Source organism: Mycolicibacterium madagascariense, assembly GCF_010729665.1.
Classification (GTDB): Bacteria; Actinomycetota; Actinomycetes; order Mycobacteriales; family Mycobacteriaceae; genus Mycobacterium; species Mycobacterium madagascariense.
Window position 1 is genome coordinate 5,185,966 of the sequence record NZ_AP022610.1, and the last position, 14,363, is coordinate 5,200,328.

At 69.4% G+C, this 14,363-nt stretch carries 16 protein-coding genes; 8 read left to right on the top strand and 8 right to left on the bottom strand.

Translation table 11 applies throughout. The features are described from left to right. The first annotated feature begins 71 nt into the window (after positions 1-71). Both acs and adh read left to right on the top strand, forming a co-directional pair. Positions 72-2,027: an acetate--CoA ligase gene (gene acs / locus G6N60_RS24565; protein WP_163742157.1), complete on the top strand. Its 1,956-nt coding sequence runs from the start codon at positions 72-74 to the stop codon at positions 2,025-2,027. 99 nt (positions 2,028-2,126) lie between these two features. Then, positions 2,127-3,650, top strand: coding sequence for an aldehyde dehydrogenase (gene adh, locus G6N60_RS24570; RefSeq protein ID WP_163742160.1), 1,524 nt, complete (start codon positions 2,127-2,129; stop codon positions 3,648-3,650). A gap of 77 nt (positions 3,651-3,727) precedes the next feature. Here the strand turns inward: adh and G6N60_RS24575 are convergent, their stop codons facing one another. Further along, positions 3,728-4,420, bottom strand: coding sequence for a chymotrypsin family serine protease (locus G6N60_RS24575; protein ID WP_372511031.1), 693 nt, complete (start codon positions 4,418-4,420; stop codon positions 3,728-3,730). 174 nt (positions 4,421-4,594) lie between these two features. Between G6N60_RS24575 and G6N60_RS24580 the strand changes: the two genes are divergently transcribed. Both G6N60_RS24580 and G6N60_RS24585 read left to right on the top strand, forming a co-directional pair. Beyond that, the gene (locus G6N60_RS24580; RefSeq protein WP_163742163.1) at positions 4,595-5,113 is read left to right on the top strand and encodes a phage holin family protein; all 519 of its coding nucleotides are present in this window, start codon (positions 4,595-4,597) and stop codon (positions 5,111-5,113) included. Then, positions 5,113-6,108, top strand: a complete 996-nt coding sequence (locus tag G6N60_RS24585) for an alpha/beta fold hydrolase (RefSeq protein WP_163742168.1) — start codon at positions 5,113-5,115, stop codon at positions 6,106-6,108. The genes G6N60_RS24580 and G6N60_RS24585 overlap by 1 nt, the downstream gene beginning before the upstream one ends. Here the strand turns inward: G6N60_RS24585 and marP are convergent. The 4 genes from marP to nth are packed head-to-tail and all read right to left on the bottom strand — an operon-like array spanning position 6,105 to position 9,515. Next, the gene (gene marP / locus G6N60_RS24590; RefSeq protein ID WP_163742171.1) at positions 6,105-7,292 is read right to left on the bottom strand and encodes an acid resistance serine protease MarP; all 1,188 of its coding nucleotides are present in this window, start codon (positions 7,290-7,292) and stop codon (positions 6,105-6,107) included. The two genes, G6N60_RS24585 and marP, sit on opposite strands and share 4 nt — an antisense overlap. After that, complete coding sequence (locus tag G6N60_RS24595) at positions 7,289-8,086, bottom strand: NUDIX hydrolase (RefSeq protein WP_163742174.1); 798 nt, start codon at positions 8,084-8,086, stop codon at positions 7,289-7,291. Before G6N60_RS24595 ends, marP begins: the two co-directional genes overlap by 4 nt. Further along, a complete protein-coding gene (locus tag G6N60_RS24600; RefSeq protein WP_163742177.1) occupies positions 8,083-8,736 on the bottom strand; it encodes a TlpA family protein disulfide reductase in 654 nt (217 codons plus the stop codon). The genes G6N60_RS24595 and G6N60_RS24600 overlap by 4 nt, the downstream gene beginning before the upstream one ends. Positions 8,737-8,750: 14 nt before the next feature. Next, positions 8,751-9,515 carry an endonuclease III gene (nth, locus tag G6N60_RS24605; protein WP_163742180.1) on the bottom strand — a complete coding sequence of 255 codons (765 nt, stop codon included), beginning with the start codon at positions 9,513-9,515 and terminating at the stop codon, positions 8,751-8,753. Between the two features lie 93 nt (positions 9,516-9,608). Between nth and G6N60_RS24610 the strand changes: the two genes are divergently transcribed. Both G6N60_RS24610 and crp read left to right on the top strand, forming a co-directional pair. Further along, a complete protein-coding gene (locus G6N60_RS24610) occupies positions 9,609-9,929 on the top strand; it encodes a hypothetical protein (RefSeq protein WP_163742183.1) in 321 nt (106 codons plus the stop codon). A gap of 103 nt (positions 9,930-10,032) precedes the next feature. Then, a complete protein-coding gene (gene crp, locus G6N60_RS24615) occupies positions 10,033-10,707 on the top strand; it encodes a cAMP-activated global transcriptional regulator CRP (protein WP_003883807.1) in 675 nt (224 codons plus the stop codon). A gap of 11 nt (positions 10,708-10,718) precedes the next feature. Here the strand turns inward: crp and G6N60_RS24620 are convergent, their stop codons facing one another. The 3 genes from G6N60_RS24620 to G6N60_RS24630 are packed head-to-tail and all read right to left on the bottom strand — an operon-like array spanning position 10,719 to position 12,132. Then, positions 10,719-11,522, bottom strand: coding sequence for an MBL fold metallo-hydrolase (locus G6N60_RS24620; protein ID WP_163742185.1), 804 nt, complete (start codon positions 11,520-11,522; stop codon positions 10,719-10,721). Further along, positions 11,519-11,974 carry a RidA family protein gene (locus tag G6N60_RS24625; protein WP_163742188.1) on the bottom strand — a complete coding sequence of 152 codons (456 nt, stop codon included), beginning with the start codon at positions 11,972-11,974 and terminating at the stop codon, positions 11,519-11,521. The genes G6N60_RS24620 and G6N60_RS24625 overlap by 4 nt, the downstream gene beginning before the upstream one ends. Further along, the gene (locus G6N60_RS24630; RefSeq protein WP_163742191.1) at positions 11,971-12,132 is read right to left on the bottom strand and encodes a Sp36 family protein; all 162 of its coding nucleotides are present in this window, start codon (positions 12,130-12,132) and stop codon (positions 11,971-11,973) included. The genes G6N60_RS24625 and G6N60_RS24630 overlap by 4 nt, the downstream gene beginning before the upstream one ends. 48 nt (positions 12,133-12,180) lie before the next feature. Between G6N60_RS24630 and G6N60_RS24635 the strand changes: the two genes are divergently transcribed. Next, a complete protein-coding gene (locus G6N60_RS24635; protein WP_163742194.1) occupies positions 12,181-13,227 on the top strand; it encodes an ATPase BagA in 1,047 nt (348 codons plus the stop codon). Beyond that, positions 13,228-14,361 carry an ATPase BagB gene (locus G6N60_RS24640; RefSeq protein ID WP_163742197.1) on the top strand — a complete coding sequence of 378 codons (1,134 nt, stop codon included), beginning with the start codon at positions 13,228-13,230 and terminating at the stop codon, positions 14,359-14,361. It abuts the gene before it with no gap. The last annotated feature ends 2 nt before the right edge of the window (positions 14,362-14,363 follow it).

The window sequence follows — 14,363 nt, forward strand, 5'->3', positions numbered from 1 at the left end:
CTCCGACGCGGCGGCACGCGACGGCGGAGTCCTCAGCGCCGACGGGCCCGGCGGTGACTACGCTCACACCCATGCCTGACACCCCCGCCGAGGTCGCCGCGTCCTTTCCGCCTCCCGCTGGTTTCGCCGAGCAGGCGAACGCGTCGGCCGAGTTGTACGAGCAGGCCGAGCGGGATCGGTTGGCGTTCTGGGCCGAACAGGCCCGACGCCTGCACTGGGCGACGCCGTTCACCGAGGTGCTGGACTGGTCGGACGCGCCCGTCGCGAAGTGGTTCGTCGGCGGCCGGCTCAACGTCGCCTACAACTGCGTGGACCGCCACGTCGAGGCCGGCCACGGTGACCGCGTCGCGATTCACTGGGTCGGTGAGCCCGTCGACGACGAACGCACCATCACCTACGCCCAACTCCAGGACGAGGTGTCCCGCGCGGCGAACGCGCTGACCGAACTCGGCCTCGTCGCGGGCGACCGCGTGGCGATCTACCTGCCGATGATCCCCGAGGCGATCGTCGCGATGCTGGCGTGTGCGCGCCTGGGCGCGATGCACTCGGTGGTGTTCGCCGGATTCTCCGCCTCCGCGCTGACCGCCCGCATCCAGGACGCGCAGGCCAAGCTGGTCATCACCGCCGACGGGCAGTACCGCCGCGGCAAGGCCGCCTCCCTCAAGGCCGCCGTCGACGAGGCCGTCGCCGCCTCCGACAGCGTCGAGCACGTGCTGGTGGTGCGCCGCACCGGCATCGACGTCGACTGGACCGACGGGCGCGACCTGTGGTGGCACGACGTCGTGAATGATGCGTCGCCACAGCACGATCCGGAGGCCTTCGACTCCGAGCACCCGCTGTTCCTGCTCTACACCTCCGGCACCACCGGCAAGCCCAAGGGCATCGTGCACACCACCGGCGGCTATCTCACCCAGAGCTCCTACACCCACGTCAACGTCTTCGACGTCAAGCCCGAGCGCGACGTGTTCTGGTGCACCGCCGACATCGGCTGGGTCACCGGGCACACCTACATCGTCTACGGGCCCTTGTCCAACGGCGTCACCCAGGTCGTCTACGAGGGCACCCCCACCTCCCCCGACGAGCACCGCCACTTCCAGATCATCGAAAAGTATGGCGTGACAATCTATTACACGGCGCCGACCCTGATCCGGACGTTCATGAAGCTTGGTCGCCAGATCCCTGCCGAGCATGACCTGTCCTCCCTGCGGCTGCTCGGCTCGGTCGGTGAGCCCATCAACCCCGAGGCGTGGCGCTGGTACCGCACCGTGTTCGGCGCCGACCGCACCCCCATCGTCGACACCTGGTGGCAGACCGAGACCGGGTCGATCATGATCTCCCCACTGCCCGGGGTGACCTCGACCAAGCCGGGGTCGGCGATGACACCGCTGCCGGGCATCTCGGCGATGATCGTCGACGACGAGGGCAACCAACTGCAGCCCGGCACCGGGCACGGCGAACAGGTCAGCGGCTACCTGGTCCTGGACAAGCCGTGGCCGTCGATGCTGCGCGGCATCTGGGGTGACCCCGAACGGTTCACCGAGACCTACTGGTCCCGGTTCGCCGAGCGGGGCTGGTACTTCGCCGGCGACGGCGCCCGCTACGGCAGCGACGGCGAGATCTGGGTGCTCGGGCGCATCGACGACGTCATGAACGTCTCCGGGCACCGCATCTCCACCGCCGAGGTCGAATCCGCCCTCGTCGGGCATTCCGGGGTCGCCGAAGCCGCCGTCGTCGGCGCGACCGACGAGCAGACCGGACAGGCGATCTGCGCGTTCGTCATCCTCAAGGCCCGCGCCGCCAACGAGGACCGCGACCAGATGGTCGACGAATTGCGCAAACAGGTCGCCACCGAGATCTCCCCCATCGCCCGGCCGCGCGAGATCCACGTCGTCCCCGAACTGCCCAAGACCCGCAGCGGCAAGATCATGCGCCGGCTGCTGCGCGACGTCGCCGAGGGCCGCGAACTCGGCGACACCTCCACCCTGGTGGACCCCAGCGTCTTCGAGGCCATCCGCGCCAGCAAGTAGCTGCGACGGGTCCTGCCATTGCAACCGTGATGCAACGTCTGCTGCCCTATCTTCGGTGACGACCGACACACTCTGTCGCCACCGCTGGAGAGGAACACCATGACCGTTTACGCGCGGCCGGGCACCGAGGGCTCGTTGATGACGTTCGAGGCCCGTTACGACAACTACATCGGCGGTCAGTGGGTGCCGCCCACCGAGGGCCGCTACTTCGAGAACCCGACGCCCGTCACCGGCCAGACCTTCTGCGAGGTCGCCCGTTCCGACGAATCCGACGTCGAGAAGGCCCTCGACGCCGCCCACGCCGCGGCGCCCGCCTGGGGCAAGACGTCACCGGCGGAGCGTTCGGTCATCCTCAACAAGATCGCCGACCGCATCGAGGCGAATCTCGAGTCGATCGCCGTCGCCGAGGCATGGGACAACGGCAAGCCCATCCGCGAGACGCTCAACGCCGACATCCCGCTCGCGATCGACCACTTCCGCTACTTCGCGGGCGCCATCCGCGCGCAGGAGGGTTCGCTGTCGCAGATCGACGACGACACCGTCGCCTACCACTTCCACGAACCGCTGGGCGTCGTCGGACAGATCATCCCCTGGAACTTCCCGATCCTGATGGCCGTGTGGAAACTGGCGCCCGCGCTGGCCGCCGGCAACGCCGTCGTGCTGAAGCCCGCCGAGCAGACCCCGGCCTCGATCTGCTACCTGCTCTCGGTGATCGGCGACCTGCTGCCCGCCGGAGTCCTCAACGTGGTCAATGGATTTGGCGTCGAAGCGGGCAAGCCGCTGGCGTCGAGCAACCGGATCGCGAAGATCGCGTTCACCGGCGAGACCACGACCGGCCGCCTCATCATGCAGTACGCGTCCCAGAACCTGATCCCGGTGACCCTGGAGCTCGGCGGCAAGAGCCCCAACATCTTCTTCAACGACGTGATGGCGGCGCTCGACGACTACCAGGACAAGGCGCTGGAGGGCTTTACGATGTTCGCCCTCAACCAGGGTGAAGTGTGTACCTGCCCGTCGCGCAGCCTGATTCAGGCCGACATCTACGACGAGTTCCTCGAGCAGGCGGCCATCCGCACCAAGGCCGTTCGGCAGGGTGACCCGCTGGACACCGAGACCATGATCGGCGCGCAGGCATCCAACGATCAGCTCGAGAAGATCCTGTCCTACATCGAAATCGGCAAGGACGAGGGTGCCAAGGTGCTGTGCGGCGGCGAGCGCGCCGAGCTCGGTGGCGATCTCAACGGCGGATACTACGTCGCCCCAACGATTTTCACCGGCCACAACAAGATGCGGGTGTTCCAGGAGGAGATCTTCGGGCCCGTCGTCGCGGTCACGTCGTTCACCGACTACGACGACGCCATCTCGATCGCCAACGACACGCTCTACGGCCTCGGGGCTGGCGTGTGGAGCCGCGACGGCAACACCGCCTACCGCGCGGGCCGCGACATCAAGGCGGGCCGGGTCTGGACCAACTGCTACCACGCCTACCCGGCGCACGCGGCGTTCGGCGGCTACAAGCAGTCCGGCATCGGTCGCGAGAACCACAAGATGATGCTCGACCACTACCAGCAGACCAAGAACCTGCTGGTGTCCTACAGCAACAAGGCCCAGGGCTTCTTCTAGGCCGGTCGTTCAGGTAGCGCGCACAGTCGCTGCGACGCCGATCGGCGACTGTGGGCGCTATCTCGACGAGGCGCCCGTCAGGCAGCGGGTGGTGCGGCGCCGATCGGGACGAAGTCGGCGCCGGGCCGGTTCTTGGCGTCGATGTCGCCGAGGATCGCGTTGATGGACATCGTGACCGCGGGGGTGTGCAGCGGCACGAACTTCACCACGCACGTCGGCAGGTCTTCGCTGAACGCGCCGTGGATCATGCCGACCAGCTGGTTGTTGACGGTCACCGGGGCGCCGGAATCGCCCGGCTGGCCGCACACCTGGTTGATGATCGTGCCCGGCTTGTCACCGGGCCCCCACGTCACGCCGCACGACTGCCCGGTGGTGCGCCCCAGCTTGCAGGCGACGTCGCCGAACGAGGGATCGGGGCCGATGCCGTCGATCTCGAAACCGTCGATGCTGTTGACCGGTTGGACCTTGCGGGGATCGAACTGGATCACCGCGTAGTCGAGGCTCTCGTTGCCGGCCACCATCGTCCCGACGATCCCCGCGCTCTGCGCGCGCTCGGAGGCGATCTGCGCGCCGGGCCCACCGCAGTGTGCGGAGGTGAACCCGATGAGGTTGCCGAACCGGTCGTGGCCGATCGAGGTCAACGTGCAGAACGTGTCGCCGTCGATGACGATGCCCGAGCCGCCGCCGAGGATCACCTGGTCATCGGCCCGCGCGTGCGCCGTCAGCGGTGCCGCCAGGGCCGTTGACAGGAGCAGGAGCGCAACGCCCAAGGCGAGGGGCCACGGGACCTGACCGCGCCGACTCCGTCGTACCAGCAAGAAAACCCCTCGTGACAGCCCCGGCCCGCGATCGATGAGCGTCAGTCTAACGTCGGCCGGGATCGTTGCGGCGGCCGCGACATGGCAACATGGGCCTCCAATACATCCGGCGGGAAGGACGTGTCCGTGAGCAATGGCGACCGCAAGAGCGGCGTTCCGACTACGGTGACCTCGATTCCGCTGGTGAATCCGCATGCGCCCAAGCCGGATCCGTCCATCGGCGACCTGGTCAAGGACGCGACGTCACAAGTGTCGACGCTGGTGCGGGCCGAGGTCGAACTCGCGCGCGCCGAGATCACCCGCGACGTCAAGAAGGGCCTGACGGGCAGCGTCTACTTCATCCTGGCGCTCGTCGTGCTGTTCTACTCGACGTTCTTCTTCTTCGCGTTCATCGCGGCCCTGCTGCACGAGTGGCTGCACTTCTACGTGTGGTCCGGCATCCTCATCGTCTTCGGCCTGATGGTGCTGACGACGGCGCTGCTCGCCCTGCTGGGGTGGCGCAAGGTCAAGAAGATCAGGGGCCCGCAGCAGACGATCGCGTCCGTCAAGGAGGCCAGGGTGGCGCTGGTGCCCGGCGGCGACAAGCCCGGTGACAAGCTCTCGATCAACGGCGCACCGTCGACCACGGATCCCTCCGGCTGGTAATGGCCGCACGCCGTGCCCGCGGCGCCACCAAACGGCCCCCGCCGGACCCGTCGACCACCCGGATCTCCGGCCCGTGGCGGCATCTGGACGTGCACGCCAACGGAATTCGCTTCCACGTCGTCGAGGCCACCCCCGTCGCGACCGCGGACGCATCGGTGGGGGTCGACCAGCCGCTGGTGATCCTGCTGCACGGCTTCGGCTCCTTCTGGTGGTCTTGGCGGCATCAGCTCCGCGGGCTGTCCGACGCCCGGGTCGTGGCTGTCGACCTGCGCGGCTACGGCGGTAGCGACAAACCGCCCCGCGGCTACGACGGCTGGACGCTGGCCGGTGACGTCGCGGGACTGGTGCGCGCGCTCGGCCACGAGACGGCGACGCTCGTCGGCCACGCCGACGGTGGATTGGTGTGCTGGGCTACGGCCGTGCTGCACCCACGGGCGGTGCGGGCCATCGGCCTGGTCAGCTCACCGCACCCGGTCGCGCTGCGGGCCTCGGCGCTGACCCGTCGCGATCAGGGCTTGGCGCTGCTGCCGTGCCTGCTCCGGTATCAGCCGCCGCGATGGCCCGAGCGGACGCTGACCCGCGACGACGGCGCCGCGCTGGAGGCCATGGTCCGCGACCGCGCGGGCAACGGGTGGATCGGCACCGAAGACTTCGCCGAGACGATGCATCACCTGCGCAGGGCCATCCAGATCCCGTCGGCCGCACACTCGGCGCTGGAGTACCAGCGGTGGGCCGTGCGCAGCCAGCTGCGCGGCGAGGGCAGGCGCTTCATGCGGTCGATGCGGCGCCCGGTCGCGGTGCCGGTGCTGCACATGCGCGGCGACGCCGATCCGTACGTGCTGGCCGACCCGGTGCACCGCACGCAGCGCTTCGCGCCGCACGGCCGTTACGTGTCGGTGGCGGGCGCGGGACACTTCGCGCACGAGGAGAATCCCGCCGCCGTCAACGAACACCTGACGAGGTTCATCGCCGGCGGGTCGGGGGGCCTGACCTAGGAGATGCAGGTGTCGGTCGACACCTGTTGGGTGTTGCCGGCCTTCGCCATCTGCTTGGCCACCTCGCTCGCGGTCAGCACGAACCCGGTGTCGGCGTCGTCGACGGCCGCCCCGAACACCACGCCGAGCACCTTGCCGTCCTTGTCGATCAGCGGACCACCCGAATTGCCTTGTCGCACAGTGCCTCTGATGGTGTAGACCTCGCGCGTCACCGTCGTGGTGTGGTAGATGTCCGGCCCGTTGAGCTGAATGATCTCGCGGATCCGGCCGGGGGTTGCGGTGAACTCGCCGCCGCCCGGGTAGCCCATCACGACCGCGTCGGTGCCGGTCGGCGCCTCCTGCATGTCGAACTGCAGCGGCGCGGCGGGCAGCCCGGGCACGTCGAGGATGGAGATGTCCGCGTCGGGGTCGTACGACACCACGGTCGCGTCGTAGGTCTTGCTGCCGGACTCGACCGTCACGCTCTCCGCCCCCGCGACGACGTGGGCGTTCGACATGACCCGGTCGGGCGCGACGACGAAGCCACTGCCCTCGAGCACCTTCTGGCAGCTCGTCGCCACCCCGCGGATCTTGAGCACGCTGGGCCGCGTCGCCGCGACCACGGGATCGTTCGCCAGGGCGGCGTCCGGCACGTCGACGTTGACGATGGGCGTGCGGCCGAACGGCTGCAGCACGTCGGGCAGGCCCGAGGTGTCCAGCAGGGACGACAGTCGCGTCGGCACCCGCTTCAGCCACGGCGGCGCCACCCCGTCGACGGCGGAGAGCACTCGCGAACCACGCACTGCCGCAGCCAGATTCGGCTGATCCGACGATGTCAGCGGGGTGGCCAGCAGCCACGCCGCCACCAGGACCGCGACGAGCTGCAGTCCCACGCCGACGACCGAGTCGATGGTGCGCAGCCCCCGGTTGCGGATCGCCCCCCGCACGGCCCTGCCGAGGACGACGCCGGCGATCTCGCCGATCACCACCAACCCGAGGATTAGGAACAGGGCGACGAACAGCTTGGTCCGGGCGCCCTGGACGTGTCCGACCACGTGCGGCGCCAACAGCACGCCCGCCACCGCACCGAGGATGACGCCGACGAAGGACAGCAGCGAGCCCAGCGCCCCGGAGCGCCAGCCAGAGATGGCGGCGACGAAGGCGATGGCGAGGACGGCCAGATCAAGCCACTGCGACGGTGTCATTGTTGGCCCTCACGGTAATCGCTGCCGCCGCCGACGAGCGCCATTGCCGCGCTCAATTCGCGCACGTCGTCACCGTCCCACCGCTGCGCCCAGCCCGCGACGTCGAGGATCGCGGAGATGACCTGGCCCGTGAAGCCCCACACCAGCATCTGGTTGAGCAGGAACGCGGGTCCGGCGAACCGTCGGGTGTTGTCCTCGCGGTACACCATGAGCCGGTTCTGCGGGTTGATGAACGCGCGCAGCGGCACGCGGGCGACGATCGCGGTCTCGCTCTCGTCGACGACGCAGACGGGACCGGGGTCGGGTGAGTAGGCCAGGACGGGCACCACGTGGAAGCCCGACGGCGGGATGAACATCCGATCGAGAGTCAGCAGCGGATGGATTCGCGCGGTGTCGATGCCGGTCTCCTCGCGGGCCTCCCGCAGCGCCGTGCCGACGGGGCCGCCGTCGCCCGGATCGGCCGCGCCACCGGGGAAGGCGGCCTGCCCGGCGTGCTGGCGCAACGTCGACGCCCGCACGGTGACCAGCAGGTCGGCGTCGGGAGGAGGTGAGCCGGGCGGCCCACCGGCGGGCGACTCGGACGGTCCGGAGATCAGGACCAGGACGGCGGCGTCGCGCTTGGCGCCGGTGCGCGTCGCGGTGCTGTTGGCCGCGCTGATCGCCGCGAGCACGTCGTCGGGCACCCGCCTGCGGTAGGCGCGCGGAATCTCGGCGGCGTTCTGCAGGAGGGGCTCGAGCCAGGCCGGGGCGACCGAGACGTCGAGAGCCGCAGCCCCGTCACCGGTGACGTTCAACCCCGCACTCCCATCCGTGGATTCACCGCCGCTGCGATCTCATCGGCGCTGGTGAACGAGCGCGGCAGGATCTGGGCCACCGTACCGTCCGCGCGCAGCACGACGGTGGCGGGCATGACGTTGGGCACCTGCAGCGCCGCCGCGACGAGCCGCCGACCGTCCTGCAGGGTCGGCAGCCGCACGCCGAGTTCGCTCAGTCGCTGCAACGCCGCGGTCTCGTTCTCGTCCTGGTGGACGGTCAGCACGGTGACCTGCGTGCCCATCCGCCGCTGGTACTCCGCCATCGCGGGCAGCTCGTCGGCGCACGGGCCACACCAGTAGGCCCACAGGTTGAGCACCACGTTGCGTCCCGCAACCGCGCGCCCCACGTCGACGCGGGACCCGTCGGCCGCGCACTGCACCGTCACGCCGGTGAGCGCGGCGGGCGCGGGGCCGGCAGCGGGCGCCGGGCACGGCGGCAGGTCGGCCTTGGCGCGGGGGCCCGCGAGCGCCTGCGGGTCGTCGGCGTCGCGGTGTTCGCGAGCCGCGCCGACGTCCGCGCCACCCCCGGTGCCGTCGGCATCGTCGGAACCGACCTCGCGCCACAGCGCCACCGCGAGCGCGACGATCACCACGAGGACCGCGATGGTCCACCTGGTCGACGTCCGCATGCCGGCGGCGACGCTCAGAGTCCGGCCAGCGCCAGCAGGTGCTCGGTCTCGGGTCCCTTCACCAACGGCGCGGCGGTCAGCGGATCGGTAGGGCCGAGGCCGTAGGACGGGCAGTCCTTCGCCAGCACGCACACCCCGCACGCCGGCTTCTTGGCGTGGCACACGCGGCGCCCGTGGAAGATGATGCGGTGGCTCAGCAGGGTCCACTCCTTGCGGGGGATCAACTCCGCGACCGCGAACTCGACCTTGACCGGATCTTCCAGCTCGGTCCAGCGCCACCGGCGGACCAGCCTGCCGAAGTGGGTGTCGACCGTCAGGCCCGGAATGCCGAAGGCGTTGCCGAGGATGACGTTCGCGGTCTTGCGACCGACGCCCGGCAGCGTGACGAGCTCGTCGAGGGTGTTGGGCACCTCGCCGCCGAACCGGGCGACGAGCTCCTCGCCAAGCCGCATCAGCGAATTGGCCTTGTTCCGATAGAAGCCCGTGGTGCGGACCAGGGCCTCGAGTTCCTCGCGATCGGCCCCCGCGTAGTCGGCCGCGGTGCGGTACTTCGCGAACAGCGCGGGCGTCGCCAGGTTGACGCCCTTGTCGGTGCTCTGGGCGGACAGGATGGTCGCCACGGTGAGCTCCAGCGGATTGGTGAAGTCCAGCTCGCAGTAGACGTGCGGAAAGGCTTGGGAGAGCGTGCGATTCATGCGTCGCGCCCGTCGGACGAGACCGGTGTGGGTCTCGGCGTCGAACTTCGTCGAACGGGGGGCTGCCGCTGCACTCTTGGCCACGCCACAAGACTACTGACGAAACTGACAAGCGTACGCGCGGACTGGTGGCGTTCTGTGATCCCACTGAGACCTTCGGCGTGTTTACTTCGCCGTGTGACTTGGTTGCTCGTTGCGTTCATCCCGGGGTTGCTGATGTTGGCAACCTTCGGGCTCGACCGCATCGAAGCCAGCCTCGACGGCGACGCCGTGTCCCCCGCCGACGTCACCGCATTTCTCGAACAGGCCAAGGCAGACTGCGCCAAACCGGCCGCGCCGCGCACCCAGACCCCCTCCTACGAACTGCTCGACGACGGCTTCGACGACTACCCCGAAGCCGTTCTCGCCGAGCCCGCTCCGGGTTTGCCGACGCGGGTGTTCGTCCACCACGGATCCAAAACCGAATTTCAGCCGACCCGCCACGCCCATCGTGTGTAGCGTTGGCACGTCGCGAAGCTGCCTACGCTTAGACTGATTTTCGCCGTCCAGACCGGGTGGCCTTCGCGTGTGTGAATGACTCTGACGGCTTGAGAGGGTGAACGTGGACGAGATCCTGGCGCGGGCCGGAATCTTCCAGGGCGTCGAACCGACTGCGGTCTCCGCGCTGACGAAGCAGCTGCAGCCAGTCGACTTTCCGCGTGGGCACACGGTGTTCGCCGAGGGCGAGCCCGGCGATCGGCTCTACATCATCATCTCCGGCAAGGTGAAGATCGGCAGGCGGTCTCCCGACGGTCGCGAGAACCTGCTCACCATCATGGGACCGTCCGACATGTTCGGCGAGCTGTCGATCTTCGACCCGGGCCCCCGGACCTCCAGCGCCACCACCATCACCGAGGTGCGCGCCGTCTCGATGGACCGCGATGCGTTGCGCGCGTGGATCGCCGACCGGCCCGAGATCGCCGAGCAACTCCTGCGCGTCCTGGCCCGTCGCCTCCGCCGGACCAACAACAATCTGGCCGACCTCATCTTCACCGACGTCCCCGGTCGCGTCGCCAAGCAGTTGCTGCAGTTGGCCCAGCGGTTCGGCACCCAGGAGGGCGGGGCGTTGCGCGTGACGCACGACCTGACCCAGGAGGAGATCGCCCAGCTCGTCGGCGCGTCCCGCGAGACCGTCAACAAGGCGCTGGCCGACTTCGCCCACCGCGGGTGGATTCGCCTGGAGGGCAAGAGCGTGTTGATCAGCGACTCCGAGCGGCTGGCCCGCCGAGCCCGCTAGCGTCCACCGGCCTACTCCCGCAGATAGTTCAGTTGCGCCTGCACGCTCCACTCCGCGTGCGGCCACAGCTTCTCGTCGACGTCGGTGTAGACGTGTTCGACGATCTGCCTGGCCGAGGCATCGTCGCCAAGCACCCGTAGCGCGTCGCGCACCTGATTCAGTCGCTCCTCGCGATGGTCGAGGTAGGTCTGCGTCACCACCTCGAGATCGGCGAGATCCGGGCCGTGGCCCGGCAGCACCGCCAACGGTCCCAAGCCGTGCAGCCGTCGCAGGGACTCGAGATAGTCCCGCAAGCTGCCGTCCTCGTTGTCGATGACGGTCGTGCCCCTGCCGAGCACCGTGTCGGCGGTGAGCACCGCCCCATCGATCAGGAACGACAGCGAGTCGGCCGTATGTCCCGGCGTCGCAAGGACCTTGATGCGCAGGCCCGCTGCGTCGATGACCTCGCCGTCGGACAGCGGTCCGCCCAGACCGCGCAGGAAGCCGCTGCCCACCGCGCGCACGACGGCGCCCGTACGGTCGACCAGTCGGTCGATCGCGTCGGTGTGGTCGCCGTGCTTGTGGCTGATGAGCACCAGCGCGATCCGTCCCAGCGCCGCGATGCGGTCGACGTGGGCGTCGTCGTCGGGACCAGGGTCGACGACGACCAGCTCGTCGCTGCCCGGCCCGCGCAGTACCCACGTGTTGGTGCCGTCCAACGTCAGCGGACCGGGGTTGTCGCACAACAGCACCGACGCCGTGTCGGTCACGCGGCGCAGTCGGCCGTAGGCCGGGTGCTCCGCGCCCGGCCCCTGCTGCGGCCCGCCCGAGCTCACGCGACCTCGACGACGATCTCCACTTCGACCGGGGCGTCCAGCGGCAGCTCGAACACCCCGACCGCGGAGCGGGCATGGACCCCGGCGTCGCCGAAGACGTCACCGAACAGTTCGGAGGCGCCGTTGACGACGCCGGGCTGACCGGTGAAACCCGGTGCGGAAGCGACGAATCCGACGACCTTGACGATGCGGCGCACCGATTCGATCCCGACGAGCGCGTGTACGGCCGCCAGCGCGTTGAGCCCACACACCCTGGCGAGATCCTTGGCGTCCTCCGGGCTGACGCCGTCGCCGACCTTGCCCGTCGCAGCCAGCTTGCCCCCGACCATCGGCAGCTGGCCCGAGGTGTAGACCAGGTTGCCGGTCTGCACCGCGGGCACGTAGGCCGCCAGCGGGGCGACGACCTCGGGCAGCTCGATGCCGAGCTCCGCGAGCCGCGCGGAGACCGTCACCGGGGCCGCTTCATGTAGGCCACCAGCTGCTCGCCGGTCGGACCGGGCACCACCGAGACCAGCTCCCAGCCGTCCTCGCCCCACTGGTCGAGGATCTGCTTGGTCGCATGCGTCAGGAGTGCCACGGTCACGTATTCCCAACGGGTCGGTTCGCTCATGTGGCTGAGCTTATCGGGCACGACCCGCGCCGCGGATAGCATGCAGTGGTGACCACCGACGTTCCCGACCACGCTGGCGCCGCGTCCGTCGGCTGGCCGTCCCGGCTCAGCAAGGCGCGCCTGCACTTCGTCACCGGCAAGGGCGGAACCGGCAAGTCGACGATCGCCGCCTCGCTGGCGCTCGCCCTCGCCGCCGGCGGCCGCAAGGTGTTGCTGGTGGAGGTGGAGGGGCGCCAGGGCATCGCGCAGCTCTTCGACGTGCCGCCGCTGCCCTACTCCGAGGTGAAGATCGCCACGGCGGATGCCGGCGGTCAGGTCAACGCGCTGGCCATCGACACCGAGGCCGCGTTCCTCGAATACCTCGACATGTTCTACAACCTCGGCATCGCCGGTCGAGCGATGCGGCGCATCGGTGCCATCGAATTCGCCACGACCATCGCGCCCGGGCTGCGCGACGTGCTCCTCACCGGCAAGGTCAAGGAGATCGTCGTGCGGTCCCAGCAGGAGAAGGCCAGGGGCACGTCGGGGCAGGGCGTGTACGACGCCGTGGTCGTCGACTCGCCGCCGACCGGCCGCATCGCCCGGTTCCTCGACGTCACCAAGGCCGTCTCGGACCTCGCGAAGGGCGGGCCGGTGCACTCCCAGGCCGAGGGCGTCGTGAAGTTGCTGCACTCCGAGTACACCGCCATCCACCTGGTGACGCTGCTGGAGGCGCTCCCCATCCAGGAAACCGTCGAGGCCATCGACGAACTCAAGGAGTTGGGCCTGCCGATCGGCAGCGTGATCGTCAACCGCAACATCCCCGCCTACCTCGGGGCGGGTGACGTCGCCAAGGCCGCGGAGGGCGCCATCGACGCCGACGCGGTCCGGGCCGGGCTGACCGAGGCCGGAATCACGTTGAGCGACGACGACTTCGCGGGCCTGCTCACCGAGACCATCGAGCACGCGACGCGGATCACCGCCCGCGCGGAGAGCGCCGCGCAGCTCGACGCCGTGGACATCCCGCGGCTCGAACTCCCCGCCATCACCGACGGCGTCGACCTCGGCAGCCTGTACGAACTCGCGGAAGCACTGAGCCAGCAAGGAGTTCGATAGATGAGCCCCGCACCCAAGACCCTCGACATGGGGACACTCCTCACCGATCGCGCCAACCGCGTCGTCGTGTGTTGTGGCGCAGGCGGTGTCGGCAAGACCACGACCGCGGCGGCGATGGCGCTGCGCGCGGCGGAGTACGGCCGCACCGTCGTCGTCCTGACCATCGACCCGGCCAAGCGGCTCGCGCAGGCGCTGGGCATCAAGGATCTCGGCAACACCCCGCAGCGGGTGCCGCTCGCCCCCGAGGTGACCGGCGAGCTGCACGCGATGATGCTCGACATGCGCCGCACGTTCGACGAGATGGTGATCCAGTACTCGGGCGGTGACCGCGCCGAGGCCATCCTGGAGAACCAGTTCTACCAAACCGTCGCCACGTCGCTCGCGGGCACGCAGGAGTACATGGCGATGGAGAAGCTGGGTCAGCTGCTCGCCGAGGACAAGTGGGATCTCGTCGTCGTCGACACGCCCCCGTCCCGCAACGCGCTCGACTTCCTCGATGCGCCACAGCGTCTCGGCAGCTTCATGGACAGTCGCCTGTGGCGGCTGCTGCTCGCACCAGGCCGGGGCATCGGCAAGCTCGTCACGGGCGCCGTGGGTCTGGCCATGAAGGCGCTGTCGACCGTGCTCGGTTCCCAAATGCTTTCCGACGCAGCGGGTTTCGTACAGGCGCTGGACTCGACGTTCAGCGGGTTCCGCGAAAAGGCCGATCGCACCTACGAATTGCTCAAGCGTCCGGGCACCCTGTTCGTCGTGGTGTCGGCCGCCGAGCCCGATGCGCTGCGCGAGGCGTCGTTCTTCGTCGACCGTCTGTCACAGGAGCGGATGCCGCTCGCCGGGCTGATCCTCAACCGCACCCACCCGACGCTGTGCGAGTTGCAGTCGGACAAGGCGAGGGAGGCGGCCGACCATCTCGACGCCGACGGCGACGGCAACGCCGTGGCGGCCGGCGTGCTGCGGATCCACGCCGACCGGGCGCAGACGGCCAAGCGCGAGGTGAGGTTGCTGTCGCGCTTCACCGGGGCCAACCCGCACGTCGCGATCGTCGGCGTGCCGTCGTTGCCGTTCGACGTGTCGGATCTGGAGGCGCTGCGGGCGATCGCCGATCAGATCACCGGCGACTCCGACGCGGCCTGAGA

Coding starts and splice junctions, on each gene's coding strand:
- acs (WP_163742157.1), top strand. CDS start 72: ATGCCTGACACCCCCGCCGAGGTCGCCGCGTCCTTTCCGCCTCCCGCT.
- adh (WP_163742160.1), top strand. CDS start 2,127: ATGACCGTTTACGCGCGGCCGGGCACCGAGGGCTCGTTGATGACGTTC.
- G6N60_RS24585 (WP_163742168.1), top strand. CDS start 5,113: ATGGCCGCACGCCGTGCCCGCGGCGCCACCAAACGGCCCCCGCCGGAC.
- marP (WP_163742171.1), bottom strand. CDS start 7,292: ATGACACCGTCGCAGTGGCTTGATCTGGCCGTCCTCGCCATCGCCTTC.
- G6N60_RS24600 (WP_163742177.1), bottom strand. CDS start 8,736: ATGCGGACGTCGACCAGGTGGACCATCGCGGTCCTCGTGGTGATCGTC.
- G6N60_RS24630 (WP_163742191.1), bottom strand. CDS start 12,132: ATGAGCGAACCGACCCGTTGGGAATACGTGACCGTGGCACTCCTGACG.
- G6N60_RS24640 (WP_163742197.1), top strand. CDS start 13,228: ATGAGCCCCGCACCCAAGACCCTCGACATGGGGACACTCCTCACCGAT.